The organism is Paenibacillus mobilis (assembly GCF_058267595.1).
Genome location: NZ_JBZCMS010000007.1, coordinates 326,026 through 344,312, shown reverse-complemented (window position 1 = coordinate 344,312; position 18,287 = coordinate 326,026). Strand labels below are relative to the sequence as shown.

13 protein-coding genes and 1 rRNA gene are annotated in these 18,287 nt (G+C 50.9%); 1 reads left to right on the top strand and 13 read right to left on the bottom strand.

The features are described 5' to 3' along the window. Positions 1-80 (bottom strand): 16S ribosomal RNA (locus tag AC3ZPD_RS15430); the annotation flags it as partial. 452 nt (positions 81-532) lie between these two features. Here AC3ZPD_RS15430 and AC3ZPD_RS15425 point away from each other — a divergent pair. Then, a complete protein-coding gene (locus AC3ZPD_RS15425; protein WP_490985158.1) occupies positions 533-1,771 on the top strand; it encodes a molybdopterin-dependent oxidoreductase in 1,239 nt (412 codons plus the stop codon). A 120-nt stretch (positions 1,772-1,891) separates the two neighbouring features. Here AC3ZPD_RS15425 and ligA read toward each other — a convergent pair whose 3' ends face one another. The 12 genes from ligA to AC3ZPD_RS15365 form a co-directional block, all read right to left on the bottom strand. Next, positions 1,892-3,904, bottom strand: coding sequence for an NAD-dependent DNA ligase LigA (gene ligA / locus AC3ZPD_RS15420; protein ID WP_490985157.1), 2,013 nt, complete (start codon positions 3,902-3,904; stop codon positions 1,892-1,894). A gap of 242 nt (positions 3,905-4,146) precedes the next feature. Continuing rightward, positions 4,147-6,537, bottom strand: coding sequence for a DNA helicase PcrA (gene pcrA, locus AC3ZPD_RS15415; protein WP_490985156.1), 2,391 nt, complete (start codon positions 6,535-6,537; stop codon positions 4,147-4,149). A 53-nt stretch (positions 6,538-6,590) separates the two neighbouring features. Then, positions 6,591-7,298, bottom strand: coding sequence for a heptaprenylglyceryl phosphate synthase (gene pcrB, locus AC3ZPD_RS15410; protein ID WP_490985177.1), 708 nt, complete (start codon positions 7,296-7,298; stop codon positions 6,591-6,593). Positions 7,299-7,485: 187 nt separating this feature from the next. After that, positions 7,486-8,382 carry a phosphatidylinositol-specific phospholipase C/glycerophosphodiester phosphodiesterase family protein gene (locus AC3ZPD_RS15405; protein ID WP_490985155.1) on the bottom strand — a complete coding sequence of 299 codons (897 nt, stop codon included), beginning with the start codon at positions 8,380-8,382 and terminating at the stop codon, positions 7,486-7,488. Positions 8,383-8,471: 89 nt separating this feature from the next. Next, entirely contained in the window at positions 8,472-9,350 is an 879-nt protein-coding gene (galU, locus tag AC3ZPD_RS15400; protein WP_490985154.1) for a UTP--glucose-1-phosphate uridylyltransferase GalU, read from the bottom strand. Positions 9,351-9,508: 158 nt separating this feature from the next. Beyond that, complete coding sequence (locus tag AC3ZPD_RS15395; RefSeq protein WP_490985153.1) at positions 9,509-10,264, bottom strand: YybI family spore inner coat protein; 756 nt, start codon at positions 10,262-10,264, stop codon at positions 9,509-9,511. A 232-nt stretch (positions 10,265-10,496) separates the two neighbouring features. After that, the gene (locus AC3ZPD_RS15390) at positions 10,497-10,682 is read right to left on the bottom strand and encodes a hypothetical protein (protein ID WP_490985152.1); all 186 of its coding nucleotides are present in this window, start codon (positions 10,680-10,682) and stop codon (positions 10,497-10,499) included. Between the two features lie 311 nt (positions 10,683-10,993). After that, entirely contained in the window at positions 10,994-11,863 is an 870-nt protein-coding gene (gene rfbD, locus AC3ZPD_RS15385; protein ID WP_490985151.1) for a dTDP-4-dehydrorhamnose reductase, read from the bottom strand. Then, a complete protein-coding gene (rfbB, locus tag AC3ZPD_RS15380) occupies positions 11,860-12,882 on the bottom strand; it encodes a dTDP-glucose 4,6-dehydratase (RefSeq protein ID WP_490985150.1) in 1,023 nt (340 codons plus the stop codon). Before rfbB ends, rfbD begins: the two co-directional genes overlap by 4 nt. Positions 12,883-12,912: 30 nt before the next feature. Further along, positions 12,913-13,461: a dTDP-4-dehydrorhamnose 3,5-epimerase gene (gene rfbC / locus AC3ZPD_RS15375; RefSeq protein WP_490985149.1), complete on the bottom strand. Its 549-nt coding sequence runs from the start codon at positions 13,459-13,461 to the stop codon at positions 12,913-12,915. 441 nt (positions 13,462-13,902) lie between these two features. After that, positions 13,903-15,294 carry a helix-turn-helix transcriptional regulator gene (locus AC3ZPD_RS15370; protein WP_490985148.1) on the bottom strand — a complete coding sequence of 464 codons (1,392 nt, stop codon included), beginning with the start codon at positions 15,292-15,294 and terminating at the stop codon, positions 13,903-13,905. Positions 15,295-15,565: 271 nt separating this feature from the next. Further along, the gene (locus AC3ZPD_RS15365; RefSeq protein WP_490985147.1) at positions 15,566-18,073 is read right to left on the bottom strand and encodes a U32 family peptidase; all 2,508 of its coding nucleotides are present in this window, start codon (positions 18,071-18,073) and stop codon (positions 15,566-15,568) included. Between the last annotated feature and the right edge of the window lie 214 nt (positions 18,074-18,287).

Below are 18,287 nucleotides of genomic sequence, written 5' to 3'. Positions count from 1 at the left end.
CCCGATTAACTCCGCTCGACTTGCATGTATTAGGCACGCCGCCAGCGTTCGTCCTGAGCCAGGATCAAACTCTCCATAAAAGATGGAAGGTTCCTGCCACCCGAAGGCGGTAGGTTTTCCATTCAAAGTGTTTGTTTAGCTCATTTTGAATCTGACTATCTTAAAACATTAACGTGATTCATTTGTTCAGTTTTCAAGGAACTTGTTTTTCATATTTCATTGTCGAACATTTAAATATTATATCAACTTAGCGAATGCATGTCAACTTCTTTTTCCGACATTGTTTAGCAATGTTTGATAATCTTTCGAAGCGACAAGTAATAATATATCACGGATCTACACGCTTGGCAACTTAATTCGACATTTATTTTGCAGGCCTTTTTTACCAATAGGTTTTAGCAAAGAAAGACCTAATATTTTTTAAGCTTCTATACATAAGTTGGAAATTTCGCTCATTTCCATCGTATAATAAGTGAAGGATGTATTTAAAATTACATATTAAATTTTTAATAGCGAAATGGAGGTCACGTATTTGGCTAGCTGGCTTGCTAAACTCAGAAAAGGCTACGGTAAGAAACTTCGGTCTATCCATACCTGGAACGCTTGGATTGTTTTGGTCCTGGCCATAACAGGCCTGATCCTTGTCAGCGGCTATTGGCGGGAAGCTCTCGGCGGGGGACGCGTCTGGATCAAATATGTGCACATCTATGTCGGCCTGCTGCTTATCGCGCCGGTGGTTTATTACCTTTTTCTTGCGGGCAAGCACTGGAAACAGCTGCGCGGCAGACCGAAGCAAAAAGCAAATGTCATTTTTGTACTGGCCTTGCTGGTTGGCTGGTTATTATCCGGCATCATCTTGTGGCTGCTTAAGCTTTTTGGTCCTTCCTGGACGAATCCTGCACTGGTGGTCCACGATATCCTTACCTGGGTAGGCCTTCCTTATATTATCTATCACTCTGTAACCCGTTTAAAATGGCTCAAAGAACAACCCGAACGCAGAGCGGTTAAGATCGAGGAAAAAACCGTCAAACTGGGTTTGGAGGATGAAAGGCCTTTATATTCGCGCCGCGTTTTTCTAAAATGGTCCGTAGCCGGCATTATAGCGGTTATCTTTGGTCCTCCCTTTCTGAAATGGATAGGAAAAGATTTATGGAAAACCGAATCGATGGAGGACCTGTTGGCCAATGATGCCAATCGGATGGTTCCCCCTCCTTCTCCGGCTCCAAAATCGCTTCCTCCCGTTGGCGGCGGCGCCAAAGGGGAATTCCGGGTGTACACCGTTACCGAGATTCCTGCTTTCGATAACAACAACTGGTCTTTCACCATTGACGGGCTGGTTAACAAGCCGTTCCACTGGAATTGGGAGGAGTTTAACAATCTTCACCGGACGGTTCAGGTTAGCGACTTCCACTGCGTCACCGGCTGGTCGGTCTACCAAAATACGTGGGAGGGCCTTCCGCTCAAGGAACTGCTGAAAATGGCGGGCGTACGGGGAGAAGCCAAATTCGTTAAATTTTACTCGGGGGACGGCGTTTACACGGATTGTCTGAGTCTACAGCAGGCGAACTTCGACGATATGATGGTAGCCGTGCTGCATGACGGCCAGCCGATTCCAAGCGATCTTGGCGGGCCCGTTCGGCTGATTGCCCCAAAAATGTATGGTTATAAATCCGTCAAATGGCTGAACCGGATCGAACTGATCGCCGAAGAGCATATCGGATATTGGGAAGAACGGGGTTATGACAAAGACGGCTGGGTTTCGAATACGTAAGTCCGGGACACTTTTGCATCTGAAAAAAAATCGCCGGGCAGATCTTCTGCTCAGCGATTTTTCTTATTTCAAGATTTTAACGACTCTTTCAAGTTCCATAGTGAAGCGGCCGCTCCCCGATCAAGACTCTAGCAGACGGATCAACTCGTCTTCATCTTCAATGACCTCTATGCCCAATTCTTGGGCTTTGGCGAGTTTGCTGCCGGCTTTTTCGCCGGCGATGACGATGTCCGTTTTCTTGGAGACGCTGCCAGTCACTTTGGCCCCCAAAGCCTCAAGCCGTTCGGCGGCTTCGTCGCGCGTCATTTTATGGAGCGTTCCGGTCAGAACGACGGTTTTGCCGCTGAAGTAGGAATCAGTGCGGGCCGGTTCAGCCTGTTCAGGCGCCTTGGCTTGCACGCCCAGATCCAGCATTTTGCGAATGGAGGCCTGGTTAAACGGATCGGCGAAAAAGCTTACGATCGACTCGGCCACAATCCCGCCGATATCAGGCAGTGCGGTCAGCTCCTCCACATCCGCCGCCATCACGGCGTCGAGAGAGCCAAAATGATCGGCCAGCAGCTTGGTCGTCGACTTGCCCGTATTCGGAATGCCTAATGCAAACAGGAAAGAAGCGAGGTCGCGGCTTTTGCTGATTTCGATGGCGTCCAGCAGATTGCGGGCTTTCTTTTCCCCAAAACGCTCCAGCTTCAATAAACTGTCATATTCCAGACTGTACAAATCGGCAGGCTCCCTAAGCTCAAGCTCGTCATACAGCTGGCCGGCCGTTTTATCGCTGAAGGTCTCGATATCCATCGCATCGCGGGAAGCGAAATGCGTGATTCGCCCTACGATCTGCGGACGGCAGCCGAAACGGTTGTCGCAGAACAGATGTGCGCCGCGCTGCTGGAGCGGATAACCGCAGGCCGGGCAATTTTCCGGATAAACGATTTCTTCCCCGTCGTTATCTTCCGTTACTTTACCGAGAATCTCCGGGATGACGTCGTTGGAACGCCGGATAAATACTCGTGTGCCAAGCGCAAATTTCAGGTTTTTGCGTTCGATGTCCCCTACGTTGTTCAGGGTACAGTTTTGAACGGTTACCCCCGCCAGTTCCACGGGTTCTACGCGGGCGAGGGGCGTGATTTTTCCGGTGCGTCCTACGTTCCAGGTTACGGATTCCAGCACGGTTGTCGTTTCTTCCGCCTCAAATTTGTAGGCCACGGCCCAGCGCGGGAATTTGTCCGTATAACCTAGTACCTCGCGGGTCCGCATATCGGTAATCTTAACGACCGCTCCGTCGATCAAATAGTCCAGCGTATTACGCTGCTCTTGAATTTGTTGAAGCTGGGCGGCAACTTCGCTAAAGTCATCGAAATAGGAAATAAACGGATTCACTTTGAACTTATTGGCGCGCAGGAAATCCATCATTTCGCGGTGATCTCGGAAGGTGATCTTTTCGGCGTAACCTACGTTATAAAAATAAGCGCTCAGCTTCCGTTTGGCAGTCGTCTTCGGATCGAGATTCCGGAGGGCGCCTGCTGCGGCGTTGCGGGCATTTTTCAGCGGCTCGGCAGCCTGTTTGTTGTACGCCTCCAGCACGGACAGGTTCATGATGCCCTCGCCCTGAACTTCAATCGTTCCGTCACGGAAAGGAATGGTCAGCGGCACGGACTTGATCGTCCTCACCTGGGCCAGAATGCCTTCCCCCACAACTCCGTTGCCGCGCGTGGAAGCCTGCACCAGCTTGCCGTCCGTATAGGTCAAATTCAAAGTAAGGCCGTCAAACTTCAGCTCAACCGCATAGGAAAGCGGCGGAAGAGGCGTGTCGGGATTTTTGGCATTATAGTCGCTTGTCAGCTTAACGACACGGTTGTTCCAGTTCAGGAGCTGCTCTTCGTTCTGGGCTTTATCCAGACTCCAAAGCGGCACAAGATGCCGGTGCGGCGTAAATCCGCTTAGCAGCTCGCCTCCTACCCGCTGCGTGGGCGAATCCGGCAGGACGATGCCGCTCTCCGCCTCCAGCCGGACCAGTTCATCGTAAAGCGCGTCGTATTCCTTGTCGCTGACCAGCGGCTCATCAAGCGTGTAGTAATGATAGTTGTATTTGCCAAGCTCCTCTACGAGCTCTTCCATCCTCTGCATTGGATCCATGCGGGGACAACCCTCCATATATGTAATCAAAATTTAATGAAAAAAATATTAGATAAGGAGACTGCTGAACCAGCACATCTCCTTATCGTTGTTGCAGCTATAAGTAGAGCAGAACCTCACCGTTCAAACTCTTTATTTGTTAGTTTCGCCAATGTCCCGGGATCTAACCCGAGAGCAGGAGACGATAACGGGGAAAAACGCAATTACAAACGTTAAAGCGCAAGCTGGTAAAAACAGTCCGATCAGCCTTCCACCTTGGTGATCGGGGCAAACCCGGCGAGCAGGCGTTTCACGCCCACGGGAGCCGGGAAGGCGATTTGCAGCTCCATGTCGTTGCCGGTGCCTTTGACGGCTACGATCGTGCCGGTGCCCCATTTGCCGTGCGATACTTTATCGCCGGCTTTGAATTCGCCAGGGGCACCTGCGGCGCGTGCGGCCGGCGCGGCTGAGGCACCGGTCGTCACGGTTACGCCCGGCCGGCCGGCCGCCGGGGCCGAGCCGCCGCCAAGCGGGCGCGCGGTAGCGCCTGTGCCGGGCGCCGCGCCGTAGCCGCGGCCAGCGCCTGGAGCGCCAGCGCTGTTTCTGGCGGCACCGAAGTTGCTGCCGCCGGCTGCGCCGCCGAAGCCGCGTCCGCTGAAGGCGCCGCCATTATTCGCCCCGCGCCGGTACCGGTCGCGGGCGATGTCGGTCCCTTCCTTCAGTTCCTCCGGAATTTCCTCCAGGAACCGGGAAGGCGGGTTGGCCGTCGTGCGGCCAAACAAGGTGCGCATCTGCGCGCAGGTCAGGAAGAGCTGCTCCTCCGCCCGCGTAATGCCCACATAAGCGAGGCGGCGTTCCTCTTCCAGCTCCTCGTTGTCGAGGAAAGCCCGGCTGTGCGGGAAAACGCCTTCCTCCATCCCGATGATAAACACGACGGGGAATTCCAGGCCTTTGGCGCTGTGCATGGTCATCAGCACAACGGCATCGGAGGAGTCGGCTTCCTGCTCCTCATCGTTCATGCTGTCGATATCGGCGATCAGCGCCAAATCGGTCAGGAAAGCAACCAACGATGTGTCTTCGTTGTTTTTCTCGAATTCCTGGGTTACGGACAGGAACTCGTCAATATTTTCCAGACGGGACTTGGATTCGAGCGTGTTCTCCCGCTGCAGCTCCATCCGGTACTCCGTCAGTTCCAGCATTTTTTCGGTCAGCTCGGTGACGGACAGGAATTCGACCATCCGGTAGAGCGACACGATCATGTCGTAAAACTCGACCAGCATGTTGCGGGTCCGGCCCGCAAAGCCGAGATCGTCCACATATTCGAGTACCTTAAAGATGGAGGTGTTCCGTTCCGCCGCCGCTGCGGCCAGCTTCGCTACGGTCGTATCCCCGATGCCCCGTTTGGGCACGTTAATGATTCGGGTCAAGCTGATGTCGTCATCCGGGTTGGACAGCAGGCGCAGGTAGGCCAGCAGGTCCTTGATCTCTTTGCGGTCATAGAACTTGATGCCGCCGACGATCTGGTACGGAATATCCGATTTGATCAGGATTTCTTCTATTACCCGCGACTGGGCGTTGGTCCGGTAAAGGATCGCATGATCGCGGTAGGATTTTGCGTTTTTAATGTTTTTATGGATTTCGGAGGTCACGAAATACCCCTCGTCATGCTCCGAATCGCCGCGGTAAACTTTGATTTTCGGGCCTTCGCCTTTGTCGGTCCACAGCTTCTTCGGCCGGCGTCCGCCATTTTGACTGATCACCTCGTTGGCCGCATTCAAAATATTGGAGGTGGAGCGGTAGTTCTGCTCCAGCATGATCGTAGTTGCTTCCGGATAGTCCTCCTCAAAATTGAGGATATTCGAAATATCCGCGCCGCGCCAGCGGTAGATGGACTGGTCGCTGTCGCCCACCACGCAGATGCGGTGGTGGCTGTCGGCCAGCATTTTACAAAGCATGTATTGGGCCCGGTTCGTATCCTGATATTCGTCGACATGGATGTATTTGAATTTCTTCTGATAGAAGTCAAGCACTTCCGGTACTTCTTTAAACAGCTCGATCGTCTTCATGATCAGGTCGTCAAAATCAAGCGAGTTATTGCTTCTAAGCCGTCTTTGGTACATCTTGTACACTTTGGCCGCAATGTCCTGCAAATAATCGCCGATCTTCTGCTCATACTGCTCAGGAGTGATTAGTTCGTTTTTCGCCGCGCTGATCATGGCTTGAATAGCCTTCGGCTCAAACTTTTTCGTGTCGAGATTCAGTTCCTTCATACAATTGCGGATCACGGACAGCTGATCGGTCGAATCCAAAATAGAGAAGTTCGACGTGAAACCGATCCGGTCGATATCCTTGCGCAGGATACGCACGCACATGGAGTGGAAGGTGGATACCCAGATGTCGCGCCCTTCAGGACCGACCAGGCTGGAAACCCGCTCCTGCATCTCCCGGGCGGCTTTATTGGTGAAAGTAATCGCGAGGATCGCCCAAGGCGGCGCCTTGCGGGTTCCGATCAAATAAGCGATGCGGTGCGTCAGCACGCGCGTCTTGCCGCTGCCCGCGCCGGCCATGATAAGCAGCGGACCTTCGGTCGCCACTACGGCTTTCTTCTGCTCCGGATTCAGCTTCTGTATCGCTTGTTCTATATCAACAGACATGTGAATGTCCCCTTTCCTAATTGCATAAATCCTAGATCATCGAACGTACATCATTAAAACGTGCTTTGCTTATAAACGTCTTTTGCCTTAACCGCCCGCACCGTCTCCAGCGCTTTGTCCAAATCGCTATAAACGATGTTGCCGACCACCACCGTATCGCTGACCGCGGCCGCCTGAGCCGCCGTCGCCGCATCCACGATCCCACCGCCGTAAAACAAGCGGGAATGGTCCAGCGAACGCCGCACTTCGGCCACCAGCTCCATATCTCCGAACTTGCCGCTGTATTCGACATAAATCACGGGCAGCGACATCAGCCGTTCCCCGGCTTGTCCGTAGGCCGCGGCACGCGAAGCCGGCAGGCCGGCGTCCGCTCCGGTTATTTTTCCGGCTGTCGAATCGGGATTTAAAATGATATAACCCTCGGGCACGACCATGTCCCAGGGTATCAAATAACCATAGCGGTCAACCGCCTCGCTGTGCCGGCCGATCAGCCAGTCCGCATCCGGAGCATTCAGCACCATCGGAATCAAATATAAATCAAAACCCGGCACGACGGCTTCCAAATCGGAAACCTCAAGCACGCAAGGAAGCTCGAACTGTCTGACCCGGGACATTAAATCCACGGTATTCCCATAGGTTAGTCCGCTGGAGCCGCCGAGCATAATGGCATCCGTCCCGGACAGGCATACCGCCTCCAGCTGCTCATCCGTCAGGCTCCGGTCGGGGTCCAGCTTAAACACGTGCCGCCACGTGCCAATCATCGATTTCAACGTCGAATTCCTCCAGCGTATAATAAGCTAAAAATCGTCCAAATCAGAAACTACTTCCTAGTCTATGCTACGCACCGGAGAGTGTCAATGTTCGTATTTCGGATGAAAAAGGGGAACAAAAACGCCCTGCCGTCCCAGGCTGGCCCGGAGATGCGGCAGAGCATTTTTTCACAGAAATTCAAAATCCCAGCAAAACCTTCCAAGCGGGCTTCCGCAGCTCTTTCTCCGATAAATCGTCGGAATAAAAGCCATAAGCTCCCATCGCCTGAAACTTCAAAACGTCGCTCATTTTATCGATGGTGTGGACGTAGGACGGAACCCCCAAATCTCTTAAATCGGAGATCAGCTTGCGGTTGGCCCGGGTATTGGACATCGTCACCGCCGCAATGTCGTTATTCCGTACAAAGTCCACGACCTGGGCATCGGTATCTTTGGACACATATAAGGTATAAATAATTTGAGGAAAATCGTATTCGGCTTTCACCTCGGCGAGCATCGGCTCGTTATAAATCTGCGGCACGATCCGGTTCAGCACGCTGGGATCCACCTCGTTCGCTTCCTTCACAATCGTGCTGAACATCTGGCGGATCCGCTCCGGCTCAATCTCCTTGGTATCGGTCACAATGTAAATATCGGGATACTCATGGAGCAGCTGCACCGCATCCGCCCAGCTTAAGGCATCATACCTGCCCTGGATTTTGGCCTGCCGGAATTCCTCATAAGTAAAACGGGCATCCAGCCGATCCGCTGGCAGCTCTCCCTGCTGTCCCATCATTTTGGAAAAGCTGGCGCCCCATTCATGGCGGCCGATCAGCCGCTCGTCTTTATCCGAGGTGAACAGCATGTCCATCTCAAACACCCGGTTGCCTTCAGCGTAACTCGCAATAAACGCTTCATAACTATTGGTGTAGGTCAGCCCGTTGATGGAACCCATCGCATGGGATACCGCCTTGTACTGCGTAAAGCCGCCGTCATCAAGCGCAAGTCCCTCGGTGGAAAATACAAGGCTGCTTCCCGAAAGCAGAAGCAGAAACACGGCTGCAGCCACGCCGAGAAGACATAACAATCGTTTCATGATCCATGGCCTCCAGCCTAACTTTGCCCGAACGGCGTTGTAGGTTCTTCGTTTTCGGTTTGATTTGAATTGATTTTATTAATCTTTCGTTAGGCATACGTCTTGTTTACGATATTTTGCATATACTCCAGCAGCTTCTCCCGCATATCTTCCTGCTGCAGCGCATAATGAATCGTGGTTTCGATAAAACCCAGCTTTTCGCCTACATCGTGGCGCTCCCCGTCGAAATGGTAGGCCATGATGCTTTCTTTTTCACCGAGACGGCCGATGGCATCCGTCAGCTGGATTTCCCCGCCGACACCCTCCTGCTGGGCCTCCAGCTCGTCAAAGATGCCCGGGGTGAGGATATACCGCCCCATAATCGCGAGATTCGAAGGCGCCTGCTCGGGCGCAGGTTTTTCTACCAGACGTTTCGCTCGGTAAACGCGCTCCTCCAGCAGATCGGCATCCACGATACCGTAGCGGGACACCTGCTCATGCGGCACCGGCTTGACGCCGACGACCGAACGGCCGTAACGTTCAAACACGTTCATCATCTGCTTCAGGCACGGCGTTCCTTCCGTTTCTACAATGTCGTCGCCAAGCAGAACGGCAAACGGCTCGTCCCCGATAAATTTGCGCGCGCACCAAACGGCATGTCCAAGGCCGCGCGGCTCTTTTTGCCGGATGTAATGGATGTCGGCCATGTTGGACGGCTTGCGGACTTCCTCCAGCAGATCCCATTTTCTTTTCTCCGATAAGTGATGCTCCAGCTCAAACGAATTATCAAAATGGTCTTCGATGGAACGTTTGCCTTTCCCCGTAACGATAATGATATCTTCGATGCCCGAAGCCACCGCTTCTTCAATGATGTATTGGATGGTCGGCTTGTCGACGATCGGCAGCATTTCCTTCGGCATCGCCTTGGTGGCCGGCAGAAAACGGGTTCCGAGGCCCGCGGCCGGAATGATGGCTTTTCTTATTTTCATAGAGTTGGTTTCTCCCTTATCCGTAATCGGGTTAAATGAACATGATTATATCAATTATATCATAGCATCTGGCGGGTGCCGAGTTTGCAGAAAAGGGAGATTCAGGAGAATAGGAGATACGGTTGATACGGGTGATTCAAGAGATTCGAGGGCTCTGCTTACATGCCGTTCATCGCAAACCACTGATCCTGCAGCGACCAGCCGTGGCCGTTCCAGGTCAGAATACTGACTATATAGCCGTAACGATCCGCATGATAAAGGCCGCTGACGCCCTGGAAAGCCATTAACGAATATTTGCCGTCCCTGTCGGTATCCACGGGATATAGCCCGCTGACCGGATCCACAAATCCCTGAACGGGTTTGATCAAAGAGCCGTCCGGCTTGTAGATTTGGTCCAGATATTCTTTTCCTCTATTGCTTATATCGATCGTATAAGTGTCGCCGGTCTCCTGAGCGGTTACTCGAAGTTTGTATCGCGGCAGAAAATCAACCGTATACTTCCACTGCCCGCTGAAATGCTCCGAGTTGAAAATATGCCGGAACTTCCCGTTTTGGTAATGGTAGACGTCATCATACGTAAATGCTCCTGAACCGCCTGAATCGATCTGCACCAAAATATCCTTATAACCGGCACCGGTAAAATCAGCCAGCACCATTCTCGGATTGTAGCCTGAAGGTTCCGGCAGTTTAATGATCTGTTCCCGGCCAGTGCCGCCTTCCTTCACGGTGAGCGTAATATTTTGCACAAAGGGACTGTCTTCGGTCCGTCTCCCGGTCAGCAGAATTTTATCCAGCCTGCCGTTCCCCGTCACTTCGCCGACCGCCTGATCCAGCACCTCGCCCGCCGCCGATACCGAACGTAAATTTCCGAATGTATTCGCGTAGGGATGCAGGTCATCCGCCTTGAAAATCATTTTACGCACCTTCTCTTTTCTGGTTATAAACCAGCATATGAGGCATAAGCCCGGCCGGTTCCGGGGGCGGCCGCAAAATAATAAAAGACCGCTCCGATGCGGAACCTTCGTTCCAAATCTGGCGGTCTGTAAATACTTATATGTTAGTTGGCCCGAAAAGGGAATTCAAATCGTGGTAGTGGTATAGATGATGTTTTCTCTGCAGGGTCGACGCCCCTGTGGAATCGGAATTTTAATGATAGATGACCTGTTTGATCCGGGATTCCTCCATGGAAGTCAGGCCGTGAGGCGGCTGCGGCGTATGCAAAAGACGTTCCGTGCCGAACTCGATTTTCCGGTATTCCTCATCCCCGGCTTCTTTCAGTTCCCCGCGTACTCCCGTTACAAAATTTTTGATTTCTTTAATGGCTGCCAGCATGGCTTTTCATCCTCCTTGGATGACTTACAGTGATTTTGCAACCCCTATTGGTTACGCTTACATCATAACATAACCCGCCACCTTTTGGAAGTGGTGTCCGTGTCAAATGTACATTAAATTTTCGTAAAAATCCCGTTAAATTAACTTATAAAGTTGACATGCGAGAGCATTTAGTGCGTCTGAAAAAGAATAATGTCTCTTTATAGGAGACATTATTCTCAAGTGTATATTCATTCTTTTAAAGCCCCTTCTGAGAAGCCTTTTGTTGCCTATTTTGAAAAGAAGTAAAAGCCATTCCGTTCTATGCCGAATTAATTCTTGGATCTCATTAGCCGCAAAAAATCCCTTAGTCCTTCACGCCAATGGCGGAGATCCTGAAATCCGTTTGTACGGATCGAAAGATGCTCCAGCACCGAATTACTCGGGCGCGGGGCGGGACGCGGAAACTGCTCGGTGGTGCAAGGCTCAAGTCTGGCTGTAAAAGTTAATCCCGCCAGCTCGGCCCCGTCTTCTAGAATGGCTTTCGTAAACTCGTACCAGTTGCAGGAACCGCTGTTAGACGCGTGATAAATACCATATTTCTCCGTTTGGGACAGCTCAAGCAGAAAGTTTGCGAGATCCACCGTATAGGTCGGCGAACCTGTTTGATCATTGACGACCTGAAGGAGCGGTTTTTCCTGGGCCAGACGTAGCATCGTCTTGACGAAATTAGGGCCGTACAAGCCATAAACCCAGGAGGTACGCACGATAAAATACCGGGAAGACAAGCTTTGTACCATAATTTCTCCAGCCCGTTTGGCTTTACCGTAAACCGACTGAGGATCCGTATTGTCATACTCTTGATAAGGCTGCTTGGCATGACCGTCAAAAACATAGTCCGTGCTGATGTAAATCAATTTGGATCCGTTTTTCTCAGCCGCCATCGTTACATTTCGTGTCCCTACCGCATTCACCAGATAAGCCGTATCTATATCGTTTTCGGCTGCATCCACAGCCGTATACGCTGCACAGTGAATAACTGCGTCCGGCTTAAACCGGCTTATAACTTCCTCACACTGCTCCTGGCTGGTGATGTCCAACTCCACACGATCGCATCCAAGAACGGAGTTGCCGGCGGCCGAGAAGGTTAAAACGACATCCCTGCCAAGTTGTCCCCCAGCGCCCGTTACCAGCACTTTCATGGCTGATCACCGAGTCGGGTGCCATATTGTTTTTCATAATATGTTTGATAAGCACCCGATTGGATCCGGGTCCACCATTCCCGATTTTCCAAATACCATCGAATCGTCTCTTTAATGCCGCTCTCAAAATTATGTTTGGGTGACCAGCCGAGCTCGTTCGTAAGCTTGGCAGCGTCAATGCCGTACCTGCGGTCGTGACCAGGACGGTCCTTAACGAATGTTATCAGTGATTCCGGTTTGCCGAGCTCTGCCAGGATTGTTTTTACAATTTGAATATTCGTCCGTTCGTTATGGCCGCCAACATTATATACCTCGCCGTTTACCCCCTCATGGATGACCAGATCAATCGCGCTGCAGTGATCCTCCACATAGAGCCAATCACGAATATGAAGACCATCCCCATAGACCGGGAGCTGCTGATCATTTAGCGCCTGGGAAATCATTAATGGGATTAACTTCTCCGGAAATTGATACGGACCATAGTTATTGGAGCAGCGGGTGATATTCACCGGTAGCCCGAACGTTTCATGATAAGCCCGCACCAGCAAATCCCCGCCGGCTTTGGAAGCCGAATAAGGACTGTTCGGAGCCAGAGGTGTTTCTTCCGTAAAAAGACCCGTTGCGCCAAGCGTTCCATATACTTCGTCTGTTGATACTTGAACAAACTTTGTAATGCCGTACTTTTTCGCTGCATCAAGCAGCACTTGGGTACCCATAACATTGGTTGTCACAAATATCCCGGGATCCAAAATACTCCGATCCACATGCGATTCAGCTGCAAAGTTAACCACTATATCGATTCCCTGCTGGAAGAGTGCATCCATCGCCGCTGCATCCTGAATGTCCGCCTTAACGAAGGTATAGTTCGGGTGGCTTTCAATGGATTTTAAATTCTCCAAATTGCCCGCATAAGTTAAAGCATCCACATTTATGATTTCATAGGTTGGATGCTCCTTCAACATATAAAGCACAAAATTGCTGCCTATAAATCCGGCGCCGCCGGTGACAAGCAGTTTCATGAATAGGTCCCCCTCATTCACATTCATCGATTAGTCAAAATTCAGTTCCGCGTCCTGCAGCAGCGGATGCCGCTGGTCCTTCTCCGACAAAACCGGATTGGAGATTGGCCAATCAATGCCAAGCGCAGGGTCATTCCATAATATGCCGCGATCATTTTCGGGGGAATAATATTCGTCCACTTTATACATGACTTGGGTATTGGGAACAAGCGTGCAGAAGCCGTGTGCAAATCCCTTCGGCACCAGCAGCTGACGGTGATTAAATTCACTCAAGATAAAACCCTGCCACAGTCCAAATGTCGGTGAACTGCGGCGTACATCCACAATAACATCATAGATAGCCCCAGACAGGACCCGCACCAGTTTAGTCTGCGCCTTAGGATTCAACTGATAGTGCAGACCTCGCAGCACACCCGGCTGAGCTGATAAGGACTGATTATCCTGGACAAACTGAAAGTTAAGGCTATTATTTTGCATAACCTGTTCGTTGTAACTTTCCATAAAAAAACCACGTTGGTCTCCGTGAACTATCGGCTCCAGCAGACGGGCCCCCTCCAGCTTCAAAGGAGTTATCTTCACCTTTCCTACTCTCCTTTACTTAAAGTTTCAACGAGCAGACAGCTTAAAACTTTTGATATGATTTAATTTGTGCTATCGAACATATATATGCAAGTTTTGGATGAAATGCTTATAGGGAGCAGCGGTTTTCTTGTTTGGAATACAGAAGATGGAGGGATAATTCACTCGTTTTGCAACAAGTAAAGAACATAAAAAACAGGCTGACACTGATAGAACACTGCGCCAGCCTGTAACTTGTTTTTTCATTGAGTATTAAACGATATCTTGACCATGATCCTTTTAATACTTGGCATTTATTAATTGTTCAGTAGATATGTAAACGCCGTTGACCAATTACCGCCTTTACCATTTAAAGGAGCAAACACAAATGAGCCGTCTGGTCCACCTGCCAAGTTCAGACTTGGAAGCAAAGCCGAGGAGACAAGAACCACTACAACAACGCTAAACAACCCGACCAAAAGACGCCAATTTTTTTTCATTTTGTTTATACACCTCTAACATATAATTTTTGTATTGCTCCAACTGATCCTTGTTTGCAAATTGACGGTAATTTTCGAATAAAGTGGAGCATCTAATAATCGCTGCTTCATTATTTATTCTTAATGAATATTTGAAACCCATGATCAACCATTTAATGCCAGCCAAATACCTCTTTTGATTAAATTCATAAACAGCCAAGTCGGCCAAAAAAAAGGAAAAATCATTGTTTATTACCTGTTCGTTATAATCTACTTTAGGACCATTATTAACGGCATCCTGAATTATTAGTTCGAATCGTTTTAGCAAATAATCAATTTCCCAACCGTGCTTGTTAGCCATCATAACAATTTGAAATAAACTTGGGATAATTTCTCCCTCTACGGTATTTACATGGTTTATATATTTATCTATATATGTCTTGTTCCCTCCCCTCATTTGGTATAAGTATTGATTAGCAACAGACCAAAAATGAAAGATTTCCAAGGCCTTCATGGATCTAACATCAGTTTCCACAGCCCAATCCGGCTTATCGTATAGTAAAGCGTATTTCAAAGCCTGCTCCAACTCGCCCTTTACCTCGCAAACCATTCCACGCATAAGGTAGGAGTATAGAATATAACCAACCAAAGCCATAGAGGGTTCACGAAAAGGTTGATTATCAGAAATTGCCTTTTGTTTTAGTTTATATTGGGTTTCAGCCCGCCCTCCCAATATAACAGACAATTGATCTACCCTATCATAACGATGCAAAGAGGCATATATATCAATCAATTCCTTTATAGCATCGAGTTGATCAATTTCATTTAACCGGTCCACGTAAAGCTCAAATCGGGAAGCAGCCAGCGCGTTTAACTCCTGATCGTCCCCTAATGCACTATGAAACAACCGATAATGACATAACGCCAGCCTCTCCGAATGCTGATACTTCTCGCTGTCCGCCACAGTTTGATAAAGAATGGCCGCAGCGGACCTCTTCTCCTCGCGGAACCATTGTTCCGCCATTTCAAACATAGGGGCCGCGTAAGATAAATTCTCCATCACACTTCGGGCAGCCTGCTGCATCAAATCAAGCTTGTCCAGTTCGGCACATCGTTCAAAAAAAGGACCTATTCTGCGCCAATCCAAACTGGATGCTGCCAGATATTCCTCCAAAAACATTTCATAATAAGTTCCTTCCTGGAGTCCCATCACTTCCGTCATTCGATCCAGATGAGCAATGGATATGGAGCGGTGTCCGTTTAAGATATTGCTAACGGTTCCGGCGTTGATACCCACTCTCTCTGCAAAACGGGTAACTGTTAAGCCCTCCCGTTTCATATAAAGCTCCATCTCAGTTTGAATTGTAGCTGCCACTTATTGAACCACCTCCTCAAAATAGAAAAAAATTACATTTCTAACTATTATCATATTCCAATATATTACAATGGTCAATTGCTATTTTTACGCAATTAAGTAATTTAATGATTTTCTAGCAAAAATAATGACTTATATAAGTCATATCGGCCAATTCAGCTTCATTTCAACAAAAAGAGTCTTCTATTCCGAAAAAGGAACAGAAGACTCTTTTTTCTAGTCTTATTTTTAGTTCAATCCGTCATGGCTTGCCGAATTTCCCCGGAAATAATTATTTCACCAGCTGACCGCGGGTTACGCCGAGCTGGTTGGTGGCTTTCAGCGTTTTCCATACTTGGGTGCCGCTGATTTCCCCACGTAAAGCACGGGTGTACAGGTCGATGACCTCTTGCACCTGCTCAGGCGTTTCTTCCAGGAACTCGACCCGGAAACCCGATACGCCCAACTGCAGGAAGTTCGTCAGGTATTCGGCGCCGGATTGCTCGATAGCATTATAAACCGTGTTGCGGCAGCCTTCGTCTACGCGTACCGGATGGCTCATGCCAATGCGGTCCTGCAGGGACGCGCGGTGTTCTTCACACGGACGGCCACAGTTCGTATAGTCCGTGCCTTCACTGAGGAAGGTGCAGTACACGCAATGTTCGGTATGGAACATCGGCAGATGCTGGTGGATAACCACTTCCATCTGAGCGGTACGGCTTTTGCCCAGCAGATCGACCATCTGCTGGATGTTCAGGTCATACGATGGAGTCACGACGTCGCAGCCCGCTTCCAGGAACAGCTCCACGGCTTTGTGGTTGGCGATGTTCAAGGAGAAATCGCCGATCAGCTTCGGCTGGTGCGCGAGCGGATTCTCCAGCCGGTGGCGGAGATAGAAGTAAAGCGCGCCGGTGTTGCGCACCAGAACGGCGTCGGGCTTAAGACGCAGGATGTTGTTGTGGTAGCCGTTCTCGCCAGGCATATGAATGCGCGGCGTAGCGAGCGCGATTTGTTTGCCCGCGGCATGAACGGCTTCGACCGCAGCCGGGAACTGCTTGATGAACTCGAAGTCCGCGTAGATGAAATCTACGCCGGTCTTCACGGCAGCAAGCACCTGGTCCAGGCTGCGGCAGAGGGCGGTAAGCTTCGCACCGCCCAGCGGTACCGGCGCAGCGGCCACAGCCGCGTCGCCGAAGATTTCGATCTCCCGTTTCGTATAAACGGGAGGTTTCGGGCGTTCGCCCGCAAGCTGCTCTACGGCGCGGCGGCGGATGCTGTTGAGCTCACGCATCGGCACGATCACGTCGCCGTGCAGGTCCACTTCCAGCTTCTCCAGCTGGAAGACGGTGCCGCCCAGGCGGCCGAACTGCTCCTCCAGCAGTTCGTAGTCCATGGGCCGCTTCTTCGCGATGTCCAGCTCCAGCTCCGAATCGACCCGCACCGTGGTGCCCTTCTGGACATCCGTCCAGAAGGTGATCAGCGGCTGCCCTGGATTACCGACCGCGCGCACATGTACCGGGAATACCCGGTACGGCTTCTCGGTCTCGAACGTTTGGCGCAGCCGCTTGTCCAGCGCCGGATCGCTGGTCTTCCAGATCCGGTCGCCCACATGCACGCGGCGAAGATCCACGTCACTCCTGCCAGCCACAATATCGACAAACCAGCCTTCGCCGGCTTCCCCTTCGATCTTCACGCCTTTGCGGCGAAGATCGTAAACGCGGCCGCCCTCCTCCTTCTTCGTCGGGTCGCCAGCGTCAAAAACAATCCCGTCGCCGCGCTTCAGCGGCGCCTCGATTTTACAAACGACGCCGTCTCGCAGCACCTGCTCGACACGTCCCAGATAAACGCCGCGGCTCTTAGGGAATGTCCCCTCAACAAGCTTCTTGTTGTTGGTCCCTTCCAGGAAGCCGTGCGTGAATCCGCGCGAGAAGCTTTGCTGCAGCTCGCGGATTTCCTCTTTCGACGGCCGTTCGCCTTGGCCCGCAAAATACTGGTCAATCGCCTTACTGTATTTGCTGACCACGTTGGCCACATATTCAGGGCTTTTCAGACGGCCCTCGATTTTAAAAGACATGACGCCTGCTTCAATCAGCTCCGGCATAATATCGATCGCCGCCAAATCCTTTGGCGACAGCAGGTAAGCCACATCGCCCATCGGCTTCTGCTCGCCGTCGACCATCAGGTCGTAAGGCAGGCGGCACGCCTGTGCGCATTCGCCGCGGTTGGCGGAGCGTCCGCCCCACATTTCCGAGGTCAGGCACTGGCCGGAATAAGACACGCACAAAGCGCCATGCACAAATACTTCCATTGGCAGTTTGGCCTGGTCGCCGATTTGTTTGATTTGTTTCAGATTGTTTTCGCGCCCGAGCACGACACGTTCCATGCCCCAAGGTTTGGTGAACTCCACCGCTTCCGGTGAAGTGATCGTCATTTGGGTTGAACCATGGATCGGGAAGTCCGGCGAGATTTCGCGAATCATTTTTACCAGACCAAGATCCTGCACGATCACCGCATCCACGCCCGCATCGATACAAGCATCGATCAGCTCTTTAGCATCCGCAAGCTCGTCTTCAAACACCAAAATATTAAACGTCAAAAAGCCTTTAACCCCGTAGCTGTGCAAAAACGCCATAATCTCCGGCAGCTCGTCCATCCGGAAATTATTCGCGCGGGCGCGGGCATTAAACTTCTCGACGCCAAAAAAGATCGCGTCCGCCCCGTTCGCCACCGCCGCACGCATACAGTCCCAGTCCCCCGCCGGCGCCAGCAGCTCCACGTCTTGCCTTGTAATCTTGTTCATAAAATGGTTATCCTCCCAAACCGGCATCGCCGGTGAAATCTTTATTTATGTTCACTTTCCCTTAAAACGGAAGGCTACAATACATTGTCGGTAAATCCTTAAAATTTTAACTTCACGGACTTATCTATTTTATCAGACATTGCTGCGGTACTCTAGCTTTTCCATCAATACTCAGACTCTGCGAAAAAAACTTTTTTTCTGCTCCCTTTCGCGT